The organism is Silvanigrella paludirubra, from assembly GCF_009208775.1.
Taxonomy (GTDB): Bacteria; Bdellovibrionota_B; Oligoflexia; order Silvanigrellales; family Silvanigrellaceae; genus Silvanigrella; species Silvanigrella paludirubra.
Genome location: NZ_WFLM01000003.1, coordinates 279261 through 295961, shown reverse-complemented (window position 1 = coordinate 295961; position 16701 = coordinate 279261). Strand labels below are relative to the sequence as shown.

The following is a 16701-nucleotide window of genomic DNA, read 5'->3' as shown; positions in this document are numbered from 1 at the left end:
TATAAATTACTCCATCACTATATTATGATGAAAATTATGAATAAATTCTTTCGCACTCTTAATTTCTTGAAGAGTTTCAAAAGGTTTAAAAATTGGACTTACTTTTTTTGCCCCAATTATTTTATCTACAGAAAGAAGCTCTGAATACATTGGAACACGACCAAAGAAAGACTCAAGAACCAAAAATAATTCAACAGAAATAGTGGACTCAATTGATGATAGCCAAAAACGAATATCTGGATATCTTTGGTTTTCAACAAGCTTATCCAAATAAATTTCTAAAACGGAGGAATCACTAAGACTAATCTTGCGGATCGTCTTTAATTTACCTTTATAAACAATATGATTTAAATCAATATCTGTAATTTCTTTTGCTAATTCTTTTTGCAAAGATAATATAATATTCCAACCTAATTGAAATAAATATTCAAGCCCAAGAACTTGAATACAAGTAATACTTTTATCTATATCAGTTGTATTTTTATCAAACTCTAAACCATAATCAGTTGGATTAACTAAACAACTTTCAAGACCAATATTTAATACTCCACGAACAATTGATATTGCGCGACCTAAAGCATCATTATCAATAGAATTCATAATACCTGAAACAAAAATATTTGATAATCTTGCAACACGATCTTTTAAATAAATTGCATTTTCTGAATCTTTTTTCATAAACTCGTAAAATGCCTTTTCAATTAAAAGGCTATTACTGTGTATTACTTTAGAGTTTAAAAACTCAGAACGCAATAAAACTTTATTACAAATTTGAATTATTTTTTCAGTTGACTCCGCAATGAAATCTTCATCCTCATAAAAATAAGAAGGATCAATATTTTGTGATCCTGTAATTTCTTTTAGTTCATCACTACCTAAAGCAAGCTGCATATAACGCACACCTTCTTCAGGTTCTAAGCTAGACAAAAAGAGTACAATATTTTCAAATAAATCGGGATCGATAGTCTCTTTATTTTCATTAGATAAAGAATAAGAAGACATTTTTTCTAATGTTTCTTTTCTTTTTTTCTCAAGTAATTTTGCTTCATGAATAGATTGTTTAATAAATTCAAGTTTTTTAGGAGCAAGAATTTTTAAAGCTTCTTCTTTAGACACAAACCCCTGATCCGCCAAACGAGCTGATTTCCAGCGTAATCCAAATTCTAAAGACTCTTGACGAACAAGCATAGCAGAATGGGCAAATACAGAAGCAGCAATTCGAGCATTATATTGATATAATGCATCTACAAAAGGTTTTAATAGCTCAAAAGAATCACTGCTATCATCACGGATTCTTAAAAAGAATTTATTATCTGCAGATTGCCACCAATTTTCTCTCATATCTTCTGTTACTTGAGAAACCCCATCTGGGATAATTTCAAATAATTTAGATATAATAAGGACTATTGTTTCTTCTTCAAGTTCAAGAATTCGTTTTGCTGCGAATTCTGGGCCAATTTCCATCCAAATTCTTAGCCAAGATAAAAACTTACTGGCAGAAATATCGCCCTCTTGAAATTCAAAAGAGTTTTCCCACAAATCAAAATCAAGTATTTTTTGAAGCTGTTCTCCGCGAACCCATTCAATCACTTCAATGGAATCTTCCATGCCATGTGCCATTATACTTCTATAAAGCAAATGCGCAGGAGCTATTTGAGCAATAAAAGGCAATAACGGCTGTGCGGTAAGCCAATCAATATCCAGCAAAGCAGGCGCTAGGGGACTTTCAAGGTTTGCCGGTTTCCAAGCAACACGATTCCCCTCTATAAGCTCATTTTTTAGATGAAAATCGCTTATAGGTTCAATTTCTTGAGATAAATTTTTTGGCGTAAGACGCATGAACATTTTTACCAACTCCTTGACCTAAATACCTAGAAACAGGCAGTCTTATATTTAGAGTATTTAAATATAAAGCGGATATCGCATCTATACAGAAGGACGGAAAGCCTAGGTATCAACTTCAAACAGTCTGCCGTAGCATGTAATATTAGATTACGGAAGGAGAATTTGTGGCCCAAGTCCATAGCAGGGTCAAATATCAGAGAAAATCTAATGATTCAATGAAAGAAAACTCTACTCAAACAGAACAATTTGTTACTTTTTGGGGGACTAGAGGTACTATTCCAATAACGAATGAAAATATGTTAAAATACGGCGGAAATACGTCTTGTGTTGAAGTGATATCCATTAAAAATAATATAAATAAATCAATAATTTTAGATGCAGGGACAGGCATTATAAAATGCTCTGAAAACGCACTATTACGTGGAGACAGGGTTTTTCACCTTTTCATGAGCCACATGCATTATGATCATATCATAGGATTAACAAAATTCATCCCTTTTTTTAGGGAAGATTGTGAAATACATATATATGGTCAAGCAAAATTTGGTAACTCTTTAAAAGAAATATTTCAACGTTTTTTTTCAGCTCCTTTTTTTCCTGTTGAATTTTTCCAATTACCCGCTCTAAATAAGATCCATTTTCATGAATTAAATGGAATTAAAAACATTCAAATTGATGATATTTTTGTTGAAATCCAACCTCTTAATCACCCTCAAGAAGCACTAGCTTATAAAATTTGGGATTTTAATAAAATAAATTGTGTAGTTTATGCAACAGATCACGAACATGGAACACGAAAAGATTTAGATCTTGAAAAATTTATTAAAAATTCAAACTTGTTTATTTATGATTCAACATATTCTGATAGTAATTATAAAAATTATATTGGATGGGGACATTCAACGGCTGCTGCTGGAGCAACTTTAGCAAAAAATTCAGGTGTGAAATATTATGGAATATTTCATCACGATCCTGCAAGTACAGATGAATACCTTGAGACAAAAATTTTAGTCGAAGCACAAGCTATTTTTAAAAACAGCTTCCTAACTGCAGAGTTCCAAACCATAAATATCAGTGAGCTAAATACGTTATTGACGAATAAGTGATATTATGGGAGATAATTAGTTTGGGCTACGTCATTCTTTTTAAGGCAACACCCATTCTTTTAATTCTCTGGAATGATACCAAATGACATTTCAAAATAAGAACAACCGTTCCTTTAAGCCTGCTTATAAGACTGTTCGCAAAGAACAATCACTTCCAACTGAGATAATTACCAATCCAAACCGTCCTCAATGGTTAAATCTTTTACCATCACAAATGGATATTGTTTTTTTTGATTTAGAAACTACAGGTGGCAATCCTTATAATAGTTCCATCATAGAAATTGGAGCTATTAAATATAAACAAGGAAAAGAAGTAGCAAGATTTGAAACATTAATTAATCCTAAAAGACATATTCCAAGCATTGTTCAAAAAATTACTAAAATAAACAATGAAATGGTTTCAAAAGCACCAACAATAAAAGAAATATTTGATGACTTCATTAAATTTATTGGTAATTCAATTATAGTAGCTCATGGTGCTCAAGGAGATATTGCTTATTTAACATATCACATGAAAGAATTTAAAAACGAGGAGTTCAAAAATTTCTATTTTTGTACTCATTTAATTGTTTCAAATATATTAAATGAAATTCCTTCTAAAACACTTACTGGAGTTGCAAATTATTTTGAAATTCCAATACTTGAAGCACATAATGCACTTGCAGATGCCGAAATGACGGCAAATGTTTTTTGGAAACTTATTGAAGTGTGTGAAAGACACGGATTTAAATCCTGTGACGATATTTTAAAAATTCAATCCGATGCAGAAACAATTCGAAAATTAGGACCAGGAATTAATCCAGCTATAGTTGAAAATATTCCAACAACTCCAGGGTTATTATTTGTTTTAAATTCACATCATGAAATTTCATATTTAACTGCGAGTTCTAGCATAAGAAAATCTCTTCAGCAATTAACTGAAATTGGTCTTGATAGAGAAATGAATAAAATTATTGTTGACGCATCTGGCTTTAAATTTGAACGTTGTAGCAGTTTATTAGACTCTCTAATTCAAGAAAAAAAAGAATTAAAACGTATTTCTTTATCAATTGATCCACGAAAAAGTCAAAGTCGTAGTGAGAACTTTTTACAAATATTTATTCCCGATGACATGCTCGATTATGCAAGAGTTTTTCCAGAAAAAGTTCCTTTTTTAATTCCACAACATGGTGAACTTCATATAGAAGAATATGAAGAAGATGAAACATATATTAGCGAAAATAAAGAAAATACAAATTTATATGTTACTTTTGGCGAACAAGATGATGCTGTTATTCCAATAACAAGAACAAGACGTAACGCCTCTATTTACAAATCAGATAAATTTAAAATATCTAGAAGACGCAATAATGACAATGAAGCTTTAGTAAGAATAGGGCATCTTAAGGAAGGAATTGGTTATTGTTTTGGACCTTTTCAACAACCAAAAGTTGCATTATCCGAAATTCAAGAAATTATTAAATGTTTTCCCTTTGAACATAATTCTTTTACAATGCAAGAACGTTTCGCGCATTTAAGAGTTATTATTTCTTTATTAAATGGCAATATTCATGAAGAAATAAATAGAATAGAAAAAACAAATAAAAAAATTAAAGCTATTAAAAACTTTTCACGTTGGCTTAGAAGTTTAAATTTATTAAGAGAAATTAAAAATACTACCGAAACATTAAATACAGCCATAACGAAACAAATTCCTAAATCAGGATTGTGTTTAATATCGAATAATGATTTTAAAGAGTTTGATATTGCTATTATTGTACGAGGACGAGTTGCGAAGAAAACAAGACTTCCCTTTGAACAAGCAGAGCGTTTAAAAAGCGCAAGGTACTTCACAAGACTTTTTGAAAATTATTATGATGAAATTGTATCACCATTATCTCCAATAATTTTTACAGATGATGTTTGTTCCGATATGGAACTATTTTCGTACTGGCTTCATAATAGAAAAGGTGAAGGTGAATGGGTAGACTTCTTTGACTTAGAAGGTTTGTATAATACTTCTATTTTATAAGTCTACTTTTTATTAGTTTTTCTATCTAATTTTTTAAACTCATGTTTATATAATAAATCATTTTGATATCTTAATTCATTTTCTATTTTCATTTCTAATAAATATTTATCCATTGATGTTTTGTGAATATATTGAATAGATTTCATATGTTCTTTTATTTTTTTACCTATAATAAATAAATTTTCTAAATATTCTCTTTCAAATTTTATTCTTTTTAATTCTTTATCTAAAGCTCTTTTTAAAACTTCTTTATGAACAATTAAATTTAAAGATTTTTTATCCATTAATTTTCGCTTCATTATGTCTTTTTTTACAATGTTTTCATTAATATTTTCTGAGAGTCTAGCTTCATCTAATTTATCAAAATGTCTTAAATCATGCCTTCTTCTCACCATTGCATATTGATGTTGTAATTCAGCAAATCTTTCCCACGTATAAGATAAAGGAGAAAAAACGTTTATTCTCATAAACAAAACCTCCAATATATTTTTCGGAGATTTTTAATTAATTAATTAAATTTGAATTTATACCCATGTTTTTATAGAACTAATTACATACTAATAAATGAATATTTTAAAAATTAAGTAAATTTAGGAATCTTTGCATTTCTTAACATAATAGTTTAAATAAAACTCGAAGATATAAGTTATTCCATATAAATTGGAGTATCATTTTTGGAGACATCAATGAAAATAAAAAAAATTGAACTTTTTTCTACTCTAATATGCTCTTTCATCCTTTTAAGTGCATGTAAATCTACCGAAAATAGACCATATAATCCAAATTCTTCTCAAACAATTACCTCTTTGGCTCCTAAAACCCCTTTTGATTCCAATACCATAGATGGCGTTTTGGCCACCGTAACAGATCAGGTTTTATTATTAAGCGACTTACAGCAAGCCATTTTTATTTCTTCAGGTGGTCAAACTAAATTACTTCCCAATGGCCGTCTTGTCGGAGGTACTTTAAATACAGATCAAGCTCGCCAAATTTTAGAATCATTAATTAATCAAAAAGTTTTGCAAATTAAAGCAATAGAACTTGGTTTTGATATTTCTGAAGAAGAACTTTCTCAGCGCATAGACGAATTTTTAAAACAACGAGGATATTCCGAATCTGACTTAGAAAATCAATTAGCGCGGTCTGGAAAGTCGATGGAAGATTATCGAAAAGAATTTAAAAGTGAAGTATTAAAACAATTATTAATTGGGAGAATCATTAGCCCATTAGTAAATGTAAGCGATGATGACGTTAAAAACTTTTACATTCAACAGACTGGCAGTGTTAAACAAATAAGCACAGTAAGATTAAGAAGTTTATTAATTAAAGTTTCTGAAAATGAACAAAATGATGTTCTAAATTCACCGGTTGTTAAAATAGTTGCTAAAAAAATAGAGGAAGGTGAAAATTTTACAAGTTTAGTAAAAAAATATTCCATGGCTTCCGATGTTTCTAAAACAGAAGGACTTCTTCCTCCAAAACCTGTCTCTGAGTTGCCTTCACAACTCAAAGATAAACTTTCTAATCTAACAATTAATCAAATAATTGGGCCATTCACGATTGGAAGCTCTGTGTTTTTCTTTCAATACTTAGGTGCTGATTTTAATGCTGATAGTGAATTTCAAAAAAACTTTAATAGTTGGAAATCAAAACTACAGGATATTAAATTTAACGAGAGACTAGCTGAGTATTTGAAAACAGAAAAAACAAAATTAAAAGCAAATGTAAGACCTATTCTATTTTCCAAATAAAATATAAAGAACATTTATAAAATTTATTTTTATTAACTGGCTTTTCTTTCAACAAAAACGATATCAGACTCAATTTGATTTTCATTATGAATTTTTAAAATATTTATTTCCGATTCTTTTTCAATACCTTCATTATTTAATGATTTTAAATGTGTTATTTGAACTTGAATTGGATTTAACGGAAATTCTAATGACTTAGCTATAAAGTAACATTTTTCTAAATGATTTAGCGAAATATTTTGCAAATTAGAGTCAAATTCTTTTTCAACTATCTTTTTAATTGCTATTCCCATTATAAAATGAAAATCATAATCATTATCTAAAAATAAATTGCTATTAAGAGTTAATAAACTAATTGCATTTAAATAATCATTTAATTCATAATAACAATTTGCCATTGCCAAAATTGCATTTGTATTATTTGGATTATCTTTTAAAAGTTGACCAAGAACACGGATAGCTTCATTCCAATCTTTTGTATCCATTGCAATTAGAGAAGCGACCAAATAAGGCTCTTGAGCAAAAGGAAATCTATCATGAATCATATTATAAGCCTTGCTCATATCGTCTAATAAATTATTTTCAGATAAGGTTCTTAAATAATTTCTCCATGTAAAATAGCTCGCCTTCTTTTCTAAACATACTTTTTTTAATAATGACAAACCTTTCTTTTTTAAATCTGAGTTTTTTAGTCTTGATAAATAAAGCCCACAGCCTTCAAAAGCAAACCTATTTTCAACACCTTTATTTTTATTTAAATAATTAAATATTCTATTACAAGTTTTATCACAAGAAGCATAATTAAAAGAAATTAGAGCTAATGACAAAAAAACGTTATGAAAATGCCTCATTTTTAAAAGATGCTTACCTAGTGATATAAGAGCACCCGTATCAAATGTCTCTTTTAATGCACATATCCATATATGGTAAAAATCTGCTCTATCATAAAATTTACTTAAATGTAAAACAGCCCTAGAAGACAAATTGATAATTTGTTCCCAATCTTCTTGAGCAGCATATATTTCTAAAAGCTTAATGAGGCTTGAACATGACTTTGCTGAAGGGTTTATTTCTCTCCAAAATGAATTGGATTCATTTTCTAACTTCGTAATAGTTAAATTTGAATTTCCCTTTAGCATATTTACTCCTTAGAGTGGAATATTTTAAATTCATAAAATTAGTTCGGTCTTTATTTTTATGAGTTGAATTCATATTTGGAGAAAAATTGATTGATGAAAATTTTTTCAAGGAAAATTATTCCTATTTTAGAATAATGATCATATAAATACTTAGAAATCTAAAAATATCTAAAAAATAGATATTTTATTTTAAACTCCTTATATTTTAGAGGATTAAATGAAATTTATTTTCTTAACTATAATATTTTTAATTCTTGAAGAAAAAGCATATTGTAAAAATGATTTTATCAAAATAAAAGAAAATTTTAATAATGATATATGGAGCATGAAAAAAGAAATTCAAATGAATTATAAAGTTGATACCTTTTCAATATCAGTATTCAATAAGTCTTTTAATGAAGAAATAACAAATTTTTTTTATGGTAAAAATTTTAATAATGAGTTTATTGATCAAGATACACTTTTTCCTGTAGCTAGTATTTCAAAAATATATACTGCGGACATAATAGATAAATTAGTTTATAAAAATTCAATTCATCTAAACGATAAAATAAGCAAATGGGTCAAAATAAGAAGTGATTTAGAAAACAAAACAGTGTTTCAATTGCTTAACAATAATTCATTAATTCCAAATTATTCTAATAATCCATTACTTTGGAGCGAAAGAAGAAAAAATTTTTCTAAAATTTTTAGTTTTAATGAACTAATAGGTTTTATAAAATATATGGAAATTACAAAAAATAATTGGCAATACTCAAATACTAATTATCTTTTATTAGGGGAAATAATTGAAATTGAAATGAAAAATAATTTAAAATCTGTATTTAAAAATTATTTTAATGAAAATAATATGAAAAACTCATTTTTTGAAAAAGAAAAGTCAATAAATAATTTAATGTTTGGAAACGAAAAAAATGAAAAATTTTCTAATATTAATGTTTCTTGGCTGAGTTCTGCAGGTGCTGTTTTTTCAACACCACAAGAAGTTGTTATTTCTTCTGTAAAAATAGTCAATGAATTAATTCAAAATAATAAAAAATGGGTTAATACAAAAACTGGCAAAATAACATTAAATATAGAAGAGACTGCTTATTTAAATGGAGTTTTTAGAATGAATTCTCCCTTTGGGATTATTTATTTTACTCCAGGCTTAATTCCAGGATTTACATCAGGATTTATTTATTCCCCTTGTCTCGAAACAGCTATTGCATATTCTGCAAATAGATCTGAGTTACACAAATTTCATGCATTTATAATTAGAAAAATATTTAAAAATTTATATCATGATAAAACATATAATTTATTAATATCTAAAAAAAGTAAAAATTCTAATTTTTGTGAAAAAGTAGCACCATCAGAAGAAATTAACTTTGCGAATATGGAATAAATTATTTTTAAATCACTTAAAATTCAATCACTTTATCTGCAAAAGGCAAAAACTCTTCACGGTTTTCTATTAAAATAAAAGTAGCTCCACGCTCAGTCATCACTTTCATAAGTTCACCTAATATCGAAATATCTGGGCCATGCAATCCAGTGCTTGGATGTGTCAAAATAAACCAAGCACCATCAAGGTTTGAGCGTTTTAATTCAATGGTTAAATTTAATCGTTGTAATTCTCCACCACTTAGTGAATCCATTCCTTGCCCAAGCTGAATATATCCTAATCCAAATTGACATGCTCGTATAATTCGATTTGCAATTATTTTATGATTTTCAAAAATATCTAATGACTGTTCTAAAGTAAAATTCATTACATCTGCTAAATTATATCCTTTAAATCTAGGTAACAAACTTCTTGAATTTAATTTAGCACCGATACAAACTTCACATTCCACACGAACAGGTTCTGAGTATCTTTGAGGAAGTTCAATATATCCTTTTCCTTCACAATGATCACAACGTCCTAATTTTGAATTCCAAGAAAAATGACTTTCCGTTAAACCCATCACTTGGCTTGTAGGTAATTTTGTAAATAATTCTCTTAATGGCTTAATCACATCAAGAGCAGAGGCAACACTTCTTCTAGAACTTCTTGTTACACTCCCAGGTTTAACGTAACCAACAACATTCACTTCAAAATCATTTGTTACATTAAATTTACAAAATTCTTTAAATGGAATTTCAATTTCATCTTCTGCATCAGGATTTTTTCCTCCTAGTGAATATAATGCAGGTAGCAAGCACAATTCAATAAATGAAGACTTCCCTACCCCCGAAGCCCCCCGAATTATCGTTATAACACCATGATTTATCTGTATTGTTTTGCCAATCAAGTTTCTTACTTGAAAGTCCGAAAACAACATAGAAGACTTTGATAAAACGGAGGTTTTAGTTGAAAAAGACTCAGGACTTTTCTTTTTTGAATTCGCCTTGGGTAGCTTTGGCGCTTTCTCCAACAATAACGATTGAGGCGCAAACTTGGTTTTATTTAATTTCGTTTGCGGATTCTCAAGAAATACATCCAAATCCTCCAGGGCAGTGGCTTTGGCAACAACTTGTCCACCATGCACACCTGCGCCCGGGCCCATTAAAAATAAGATCTCACAAAAAGAAAGAAAAACGGGGTGATGTTCAACCGAAATTACAGTTGCGCCATCTTTTACAATTTCTTGAAGAACGGAAGCTAGTTGCTTGACTTCTTGTTTCGTTAATCCTTGACATGGCTCATCAATAATATACAAAACACCTGTTAATTTATTTGAAATCATTGTTGAAAGTCTAAGTCTTTGGAGATCACCCGGTGACAAGCTAGCTCCAGATCGATTTAAAATTAAATGTCCTAAACCCAAACGATTCATACTTAAAAGAGCGCGAGAGATTTCAGAATAAACTTTTATTTTTGATTTATCATTTTGAACATGCTCTTTAAAATCAGAAATTATAAATTGATAAAGCTCTTTGATATTATATAAATGAGTCTCAATAAATGTTTTTCCTTTAACCCTTACAATAGGAGTTGAGGGATCTAATCTTCCACCATGACATTGTTTGCAAGGAAATAAATCTGCTGGATATCCTTTTTTAAAAGAACCTTCTCCCTCGCATTTAATACACTTACCTAACGAGGAATGACTAAAGTAACGAGGATCTAACTTAGGAGCACTTTCTCCACACTGGGGGCAGTTAGATTTTGTATTAAATTTAAATTCTTTAGAAAGATATTCTATTTTAACTATACCTTTTCCATATTCGAGAGCCTGAAATAATGCTCTTTCAATTCTTTGTTTTTTTTCAATTAAAATAGAAACATAATCAATTATAACATCTATTGTATTTAATTTTTTAGGATCAATTTTTATTTTTATATTTTCATCTTGAAGATCAAAAATATCTCCATTAACTCGAAGTTTAGAAAATCCTAATTCTTTAAATTTTTCAATTTCATCTATAAATGCTCCCTTTCTTTTTTCACATATAGGAGCAATTATCATTATTTTTTTTGCATTAAAATCTTCAAATATTTTTTTAGATAAATCAGAAAAAGAAATTGATTTTAATGGAATATCGCATTTATGACAAAAAATATCACCAAACGCAGCAAAATAAACTCTGAATAAATCGGAAACACCAGAAATTGTTCCAACGGTAGAAAGCTTTCCAGCTACACCTTGTTTTTGGGAAAGACCTAGCGCAGGCGGTAGCCCTGTAATGGATCGAAAGCGTGGTCGTGACATTTTAGACCAACTAGAGCCTCCCATAACATAAATTGGGGTTTGACTGGAATCAACAAAGCGTCTAAAAGCTTCAGAATAAATAGTGTCAAAAACCAAACTGCTTTTGCCTGAACCACTTACACCTGTAAAAGTAACTAGTGAGTTTTTAGGGATATCAACATCAATATTTTTTAAATTATGTTCTTGAGCACCACGTACAGAAATAAACGCCACAACGAAACCTTTCCGAAGGGTTGACGAAATACATGCATATATACCACAATTATCTATAGAGATCACTTGCTAAAGCAAATGGCTTCTTTTGTATACATCTCAGTTCTTGTTTAAGGAAACAAAATGACAGGAATTCTTTCTATTCAATTGGAATCGGAACAACTTATGCTTAGAATACAAGACTTTAAAATATTAAATTCCGAGCAATCCATAACAGAAAAAGAACCAGTTTTGGTATTAATTGCTGGGGATGCAAGTGATAGAAAGTTTTTTAGATTAATAAATGATCCCATTGGTGCCATATGCATGCAATTTCCAAAATGGGAAGGAGGGTATGGAGGCGACCCAATAAGTTGGATTGGAATGCATACAGCACTTTCTCAAATGGAACTTCCTATTCCAAAAATAATTGAAATTGATGAAACAAATGCTTGCATTTGGACTGAAGATCTTGGGGATACATTTTTAAATTCTACTTTAATAGAACCTATATTAGATATAAATAATCCAAAATGTCTAAAGTCAATTAACTATTATAAAGAATCATTGTTACTCCTTATTAAAGCTCAATATCCTAAAAGAAAGATTGACCATCCTGCAATAAATCGTTTTTTTGATTTTGAAAAATTATTTTTTGAACTTAATTTTTTTGTAACTCATTTTTTAAATGGATTTATGAATTTAAATGTCACAGAAGATAATCCTGATTATAAAGGACTATATGACGATTTAAATTTACTTGCAAAAAAACTAGATGCATGTGAACGAGTTTTGTGTCATAGGGACTATCACGTAAGAAATATTATGCTAAAAAATGAAAAAATATATTGGATAGATTTTCAAGATGCTCGTATGGGCCCACATTCATACGATGTTGTTAGTTTAGTCCGTGATAGTTATGTTAATATAACTTGGGAAACTAGAAAAAATCTTTTTTCATATTATTTAGATAATATGAATAATGAAAGAGAATTAAATAATTTAAAGCCAATTTCAAGAACAAGTTTTAATTTAGAATTACTTCTTATGGGACTTCAACGTAATATAAAAGCAATTGGAAGTTTTGGTTATCTTGCAACTAAAAAAGGAAAACCAAACTATTTAAAATATGTAAAACATACGCTTGAAATATTATCTTCTCCAGAAGCTCAAATTCATGAAGAAACAGATTTAAAAATTATGATGCCTCAATTATATAGTTTAATTAATAATTTATATAAAGGTGAATTATCTATTAAATTAGAAGAAAAAATAAAAAATTATTTTTAATTTGGAAATTAAATGTTAGATAAAAACGATCTCGATAGTTTTATACCAATAGTATTATGCGCTGGATTTGGCACAAGACTCAAACCTTTAACAAATTTTATTCCAAAAGTTGTTTGTCCAATAATTAATAAACCAGTTGCTTTTTTAAGTATTGAAATATTTTTAAAAGCTGGATTTAAAAAAGTTCATTGTAATACTCATTATTTAGCAAAAGAAGTGCAACAAGAAATAATTGAAGCTGCTAAGTATTTTGGATACGATCCAAACCAAATTATTTTTTGGCATGAAGAAGATATTTTAGAAACAGGTGGCGGTATTGCTCGTATTTACCATGAAATAACAAAAAATGAAAATGACAATATTGGCAAAGATGCTATTGTTGTCTCTGGAGATATCGCAGCTGATTTTCCCCTAGAAAATATGATAAATAAATGGAAAAATAAAAATTCAGATGATTGGGCATTAATGTGCACTCATGACACGGATAATATAAGAAAAGATGCCACATGGGTTTCCCATAATAATAATTATGTCTTAGGATTTGGTAGCAATTTTAAACCAAATGAAAATGCTATAGCAAAAGTTTTTACTACTCATCAAATCATTTCTAAAGATCTTTTAAATATTGTAGAAGTTGAAAAAAAATCCAGTATAGAAATATATTACAAAAAAATATTTTTACTTGGTAAAAATATTTTAAATTATTCATACCCTAAAGAAAGTTATTGGTTTGATATTGGAACCCCACAAACATACCTTGAATGTATTGAGTTTTTTGAAAAGAAATTAAAGAAAGATCATAGTATTGATATTTACAATGGAAATGTAATTAACTATTGTTTTATAAAACCAGATTCTTTAAAAAAATATATAGAATCCAGAAATGATGAAATAAATAATCATAAAATAAATAGTAAAAAAATACTTATTGGTTTTAGAGATAGAATTAAAGATAATAAAATATTAGCTTTAAAAGAAATAAATAATGATTCTGAAAATTTCTATATAATATTTTAAATGAAATGAATTTTTGTGGAGAATCAATGAGAATCATTTTTATTTCAGGAGATGGACATGGAGCGGGTAAAACCTATTTTGCAAACAAGATAGCTAGTGATAAAAGCCAAATATTTTCGATTGCTAACATGATCAGAAAAGAACTTGCAGCTGAATACCCTAATTATGATTGGTACAATAAAGACCCGAGATATAAAATTTATACAAATGTTAAAGAAACAAATTTATCTATACATCAAATGCTTATAAATAAAGGTAACGAAAAGAAGAAAAAAAATAATATATATTGGGCTAAACAATTAGTTGAAATTATTTTGTATAATAAAGAATTTTTAGACCTTAAAATTGCTATTATTGACGATCTTAGATATTTAGATGAGTTTGAATTTATTAAAAGATACTTACAAAATGATCAAATTACTCATATTCATATTATTAATCCACATGCAAAACCTGAACCTAATTATGAAAATGAAAAATTAAAAGAAATATCTGATTTCCAAATAATATCTAAAAGAATTCTCAATGTGAGAAATCTTAAATTAGAAAAAAAAGAGTGATATTTCATTAAAGCAAGACTTTTTAAATTTATGGAGAAACTATGAGAATCATTTTTATTTCTGGCGATGGACATGGTGCTGGTAAAACTTATTTAGCTAAAAAAATTGCAAGTAATAAACAGCAAATATTTTCAATAGCAAATACAATACGAAAAGAGCTTGCAATTGAATATCCAAATTATGACTGGTATAATAAATCACCTTCCTTTAAAGACAATACTATTCTTAAAGAAAATGGAAAAACAATTCATCAAATGCTTGATGACAAAGGTAATGAAAAAAAATCTGTTAACAATTTATATTGGGCTCAACAAATTGTAGACTTATTAAAATATAATAGAGACAGTTTAAAACTTGATATCGCTGTTATTGATGATGTAAGATTTGTAGATGAATATCAATATATAAGAAAACAATTTGAACATGAGCATATTACTCATTTTCATATTATAAACCCCTCCGCAAAAGCAGAGCCAATGTATGAAAATGATGAATTAAAAGCTTTGGCTGATTATCATTTAATTTCAAAACCTGTAATAAATTCTATGAAACAAAAATAAATTTGAAAAAAGATTGTTTTAAAATTTTAAATTTGTTGCATAAGTTGCAAATGCAACCCAAATTGCTGTTAAAAATATTAAAAAAGACGAGATTTTAGATATATTATATATTTTACCACTTATGAAAGAAGAATAAGAGATAACAACTAAATTTGCAATAAGCGATATAGATTCATTATTAAATTTTTGTGTATAAAATGGATATAAAATACAAATAATAAATAAAATTGGAATTAAAAATAATTTATTTTTATGAGTATTCTTTTTTATTAAGATCCATTGAGAAAAAGACATGCATAAAATTAAAAACAGCCAAACTGTTCCTATGATATAGGGAGCGGGTAAGAACGGACTTCTAACAATTCCTAAATTAGTGTTTGAGTTTCTAAAATTAAATATAAATATAATACTATTAACAAAAATAACTATTAAAGCAGTTGAAATAAAAAGCTTTATTAGACCTTTTTTATTTCCTTGAATTTTAAATAATTTCATAATAAATATTTACTCTTTCTTTAAGTAATTAAAATTAAAAATATCCATTTCAATGGATATTTTTAATTTTAATATATATTTTATAAATTTTAAAGATATAGAATCTAATAAAATAGAGCATTATGTAATTCAATTTTTATCAATCATCTTTCGGATTTTTAGGAATATCATCTGGATTTACAAAATTACTTTCAGAAGATTTTCTTATTGCATTTTTTTCTTCTTCTGTTAATTCATTTTTTGATGCATCTTGTTTTACATCAATTGCTTTTTGTTCCGTATTATTTTGATCATTTATAGCATTTAAATCTTGTTTAATAGGTTCTTCGTTAGAAATTTTTGTATCCTCATTTAAATTTATATTTTTAACAGGCTGAGATTCTGATTCTTTGTTTATAATATTATATCCACCAGCGTCAGCAGTTAGTGCTTTAGGTCTAAAATAAACTGCCGTTCCTTCTTTAATTCTATCAGGATTAGCTATTTGAGGGTTTTCCTTCCATAATACACGCCAGTCTTTAGACCTACCAAAAACAGCCTTTGAAATATGAGAAAGTGTATCACCTTTTTTAACTATAATTTTTGCTCTTGGAGCATTTTCATATTTTTCTGCAAACATTTTTGTTTTATCATCTAATTGATAGTAAATAACATCTCCTGCATAAATTTTATTTGCATCTACTATTTTATTTATTTCAGCAATTTTCTTCCAGCTTTTAAGATCACCATATATTTTTTTGGATATTTTACCTAAGTTATCACCAGCTTGAACATAATAAGGCAATAAAATATTTTGATTACTTGGAGGAACAAGACCTTCTACAAAGTCAGCTGATTCCTTATTTACAAGTTCTTCAACTTTTTGATTTTGAGCTTGATTCAACTGGTCTTCATCGTTTTTAGAGCTCGTCATACATCCAAATAAGGATAATGAGAAGAATGAGCATAATAGAACAAATTTAAATTTTTTATAAATAGACGCCATATTTTGCATAATATTTTTCTTCATGGCAAATTTCATCCTCAAACAGTAAATTTCTTTTACAAGTCCATTATCG

General features: G+C 28.1%; 14 protein-coding genes. 8 read left to right on the top strand and 6 right to left on the bottom strand.

The features are described from left to right. Window positions 1-6: 6 nt before the first annotated feature. Window positions 7-1845 carry a DUF6178 family protein gene (locus GCL60_RS08860; RefSeq protein ID WP_153420295.1) on the bottom strand — a complete coding sequence of 613 codons (1839 nt, stop codon included), beginning with the start codon at window positions 1843-1845 and terminating at the stop codon, window positions 7-9. 164 nt (window positions 1846-2009) lie between these two features. Between GCL60_RS08860 and GCL60_RS08855 the strand changes: the two genes are divergently transcribed. Together GCL60_RS08855 and GCL60_RS08850 are read left to right on the top strand one after the other, a co-directional pair. Beyond that, window positions 2010-2951 (top strand): MBL fold metallo-hydrolase, encoded by a 942-nt coding sequence (locus GCL60_RS08855; RefSeq protein ID WP_153420294.1) that lies wholly within the window; start codon window positions 2010-2012, stop codon window positions 2949-2951. 82 nt (window positions 2952-3033) lie between these two features. Next, a complete protein-coding gene (locus GCL60_RS08850) occupies window positions 3034-4962 on the top strand; it encodes a 3'-5' exonuclease (RefSeq protein ID WP_153420293.1) in 1929 nt (642 codons plus the stop codon). A gap of 2 nt (window positions 4963-4964) precedes the next feature. Here the strand turns inward: GCL60_RS08850 and GCL60_RS08845 are convergent, their stop codons facing one another. After that, window positions 4965-5429 carry a hypothetical protein gene (locus GCL60_RS08845; protein WP_153420292.1) on the bottom strand — a complete coding sequence of 155 codons (465 nt, stop codon included), beginning with the start codon at window positions 5427-5429 and terminating at the stop codon, window positions 4965-4967. A 219-nt stretch (window positions 5430-5648) separates the two neighbouring features. On the opposite strand from GCL60_RS08845, the gene GCL60_RS08840 reads away from it, so the two are divergent. Beyond that, entirely contained in the window at window positions 5649-6713 is a 1065-nt protein-coding gene (locus GCL60_RS08840; RefSeq protein ID WP_153420291.1) for a SurA N-terminal domain-containing protein, read from the top strand. A gap of 32 nt (window positions 6714-6745) precedes the next feature. Here the strand turns inward: GCL60_RS08840 and GCL60_RS08835 are convergent, their stop codons facing one another. Beyond that, window positions 6746-7852: a tetratricopeptide repeat protein gene (locus tag GCL60_RS08835; RefSeq protein WP_153420290.1), complete on the bottom strand. Its 1107-nt coding sequence runs from the start codon at window positions 7850-7852 to the stop codon at window positions 6746-6748. A gap of 217 nt (window positions 7853-8069) precedes the next feature. Here GCL60_RS08835 and GCL60_RS08830 point away from each other — a divergent pair, with 217 nt between their 5' ends. Next, the gene (locus GCL60_RS08830; protein ID WP_153420289.1) at window positions 8070-9239 is read left to right on the top strand and encodes a serine hydrolase domain-containing protein; all 1170 of its coding nucleotides are present in this window, start codon (window positions 8070-8072) and stop codon (window positions 9237-9239) included. A 16-nt stretch (window positions 9240-9255) separates the two neighbouring features. Here the strand turns inward: GCL60_RS08830 and GCL60_RS08825 are convergent, their stop codons facing one another. After that, complete coding sequence (locus GCL60_RS08825; protein ID WP_153420288.1) at window positions 9256-11742, bottom strand: excinuclease ABC subunit UvrA; 2487 nt, start codon at window positions 11740-11742, stop codon at window positions 9256-9258. Window positions 11743-11865: 123 nt separating this feature from the next. Here GCL60_RS08825 and GCL60_RS08820 point away from each other — a divergent pair, with 123 nt between their 5' ends. The 4 genes from GCL60_RS08820 to GCL60_RS08805 are packed head-to-tail and all read left to right on the top strand — an operon-like array spanning window position 11866 to window position 15148. Then, window positions 11866-13011, top strand: a complete 1146-nt coding sequence (locus GCL60_RS08820) for an aminoglycoside phosphotransferase family protein (protein WP_153420287.1) — start codon at window positions 11866-11868, stop codon at window positions 13009-13011. 12 nt (window positions 13012-13023) lie between these two features. Further along, a complete protein-coding gene (locus GCL60_RS08815) occupies window positions 13024-14028 on the top strand; it encodes a nucleotidyltransferase family protein (protein WP_153420286.1) in 1005 nt (334 codons plus the stop codon). A 26-nt stretch (window positions 14029-14054) separates the two neighbouring features. Further along, window positions 14055-14588, top strand: a complete 534-nt coding sequence (locus GCL60_RS08810) for a hypothetical protein (RefSeq protein WP_153420285.1) — start codon at window positions 14055-14057, stop codon at window positions 14586-14588. Window positions 14589-14629: 41 nt separating this feature from the next. Continuing rightward, a complete protein-coding gene (locus GCL60_RS08805) occupies window positions 14630-15148 on the top strand; it encodes a hypothetical protein (protein ID WP_153420284.1) in 519 nt (172 codons plus the stop codon). Between the two features lie 18 nt (window positions 15149-15166). Here the strand turns inward: GCL60_RS08805 and GCL60_RS08800 are convergent, their stop codons facing one another. Together GCL60_RS08800 and GCL60_RS08795 are read right to left on the bottom strand one after the other, a co-directional pair. Then, complete coding sequence (locus tag GCL60_RS08800; protein WP_153420283.1) at window positions 15167-15643, bottom strand: tryptophan-rich sensory protein; 477 nt, start codon at window positions 15641-15643, stop codon at window positions 15167-15169. A 139-nt stretch (window positions 15644-15782) separates the two neighbouring features. After that, window positions 15783-16652, bottom strand: a complete 870-nt coding sequence (locus GCL60_RS08795) for a LysM peptidoglycan-binding domain-containing protein (RefSeq protein WP_153420282.1) — start codon at window positions 16650-16652, stop codon at window positions 15783-15785. Between the last annotated feature and the right edge of the window lie 49 nt (window positions 16653-16701).

Excerpts from the sequence above, each read along its gene's own strand:
- GCL60_RS08810 (WP_153420285.1), top strand. The coding sequence starts at position 14,055 with ATGAGAATCATTTTTATTTCAGGAGATGGACATGGAGCGGGTAAAACC.
- GCL60_RS08850 (WP_153420293.1), top strand. The coding sequence starts at position 3,034 with ATGACATTTCAAAATAAGAACAACCGTTCCTTTAAGCCTGCTTATAAG.
- GCL60_RS08820 (WP_153420287.1), top strand. The coding sequence starts at position 11,866 with ATGACAGGAATTCTTTCTATTCAATTGGAATCGGAACAACTTATGCTT.
- GCL60_RS08805 (WP_153420284.1), top strand. The coding sequence starts at position 14,630 with ATGAGAATCATTTTTATTTCTGGCGATGGACATGGTGCTGGTAAAACT.
- GCL60_RS08840 (WP_153420291.1), top strand. The coding sequence starts at position 5,649 with ATGAAAATAAAAAAAATTGAACTTTTTTCTACTCTAATATGCTCTTTC.
- GCL60_RS08845 (WP_153420292.1), bottom strand. The coding sequence starts at position 5,429 with ATGAGAATAAACGTTTTTTCTCCTTTATCTTATACGTGGGAAAGATTT.
- GCL60_RS08835 (WP_153420290.1), bottom strand. The coding sequence starts at position 7,852 with ATGCTAAAGGGAAATTCAAATTTAACTATTACGAAGTTAGAAAATGAA.
- GCL60_RS08795 (WP_153420282.1), bottom strand. The coding sequence starts at position 16,652 with ATGAAGAAAAATATTATGCAAAATATGGCGTCTATTTATAAAAAATTT.
- GCL60_RS08800 (WP_153420283.1), bottom strand. The coding sequence starts at position 15,643 with ATGAAATTATTTAAAATTCAAGGAAATAAAAAAGGTCTAATAAAGCTT.
- GCL60_RS08830 (WP_153420289.1), top strand. The coding sequence starts at position 8,070 with ATGAAATTTATTTTCTTAACTATAATATTTTTAATTCTTGAAGAAAAA.
- GCL60_RS08815 (WP_153420286.1), top strand. The coding sequence starts at position 13,024 with ATGTTAGATAAAAACGATCTCGATAGTTTTATACCAATAGTATTATGC.
- GCL60_RS08860 (WP_153420295.1), bottom strand. The coding sequence starts at position 1,845 with ATGTTCATGCGTCTTACGCCAAAAAATTTATCTCAAGAAATTGAACCT.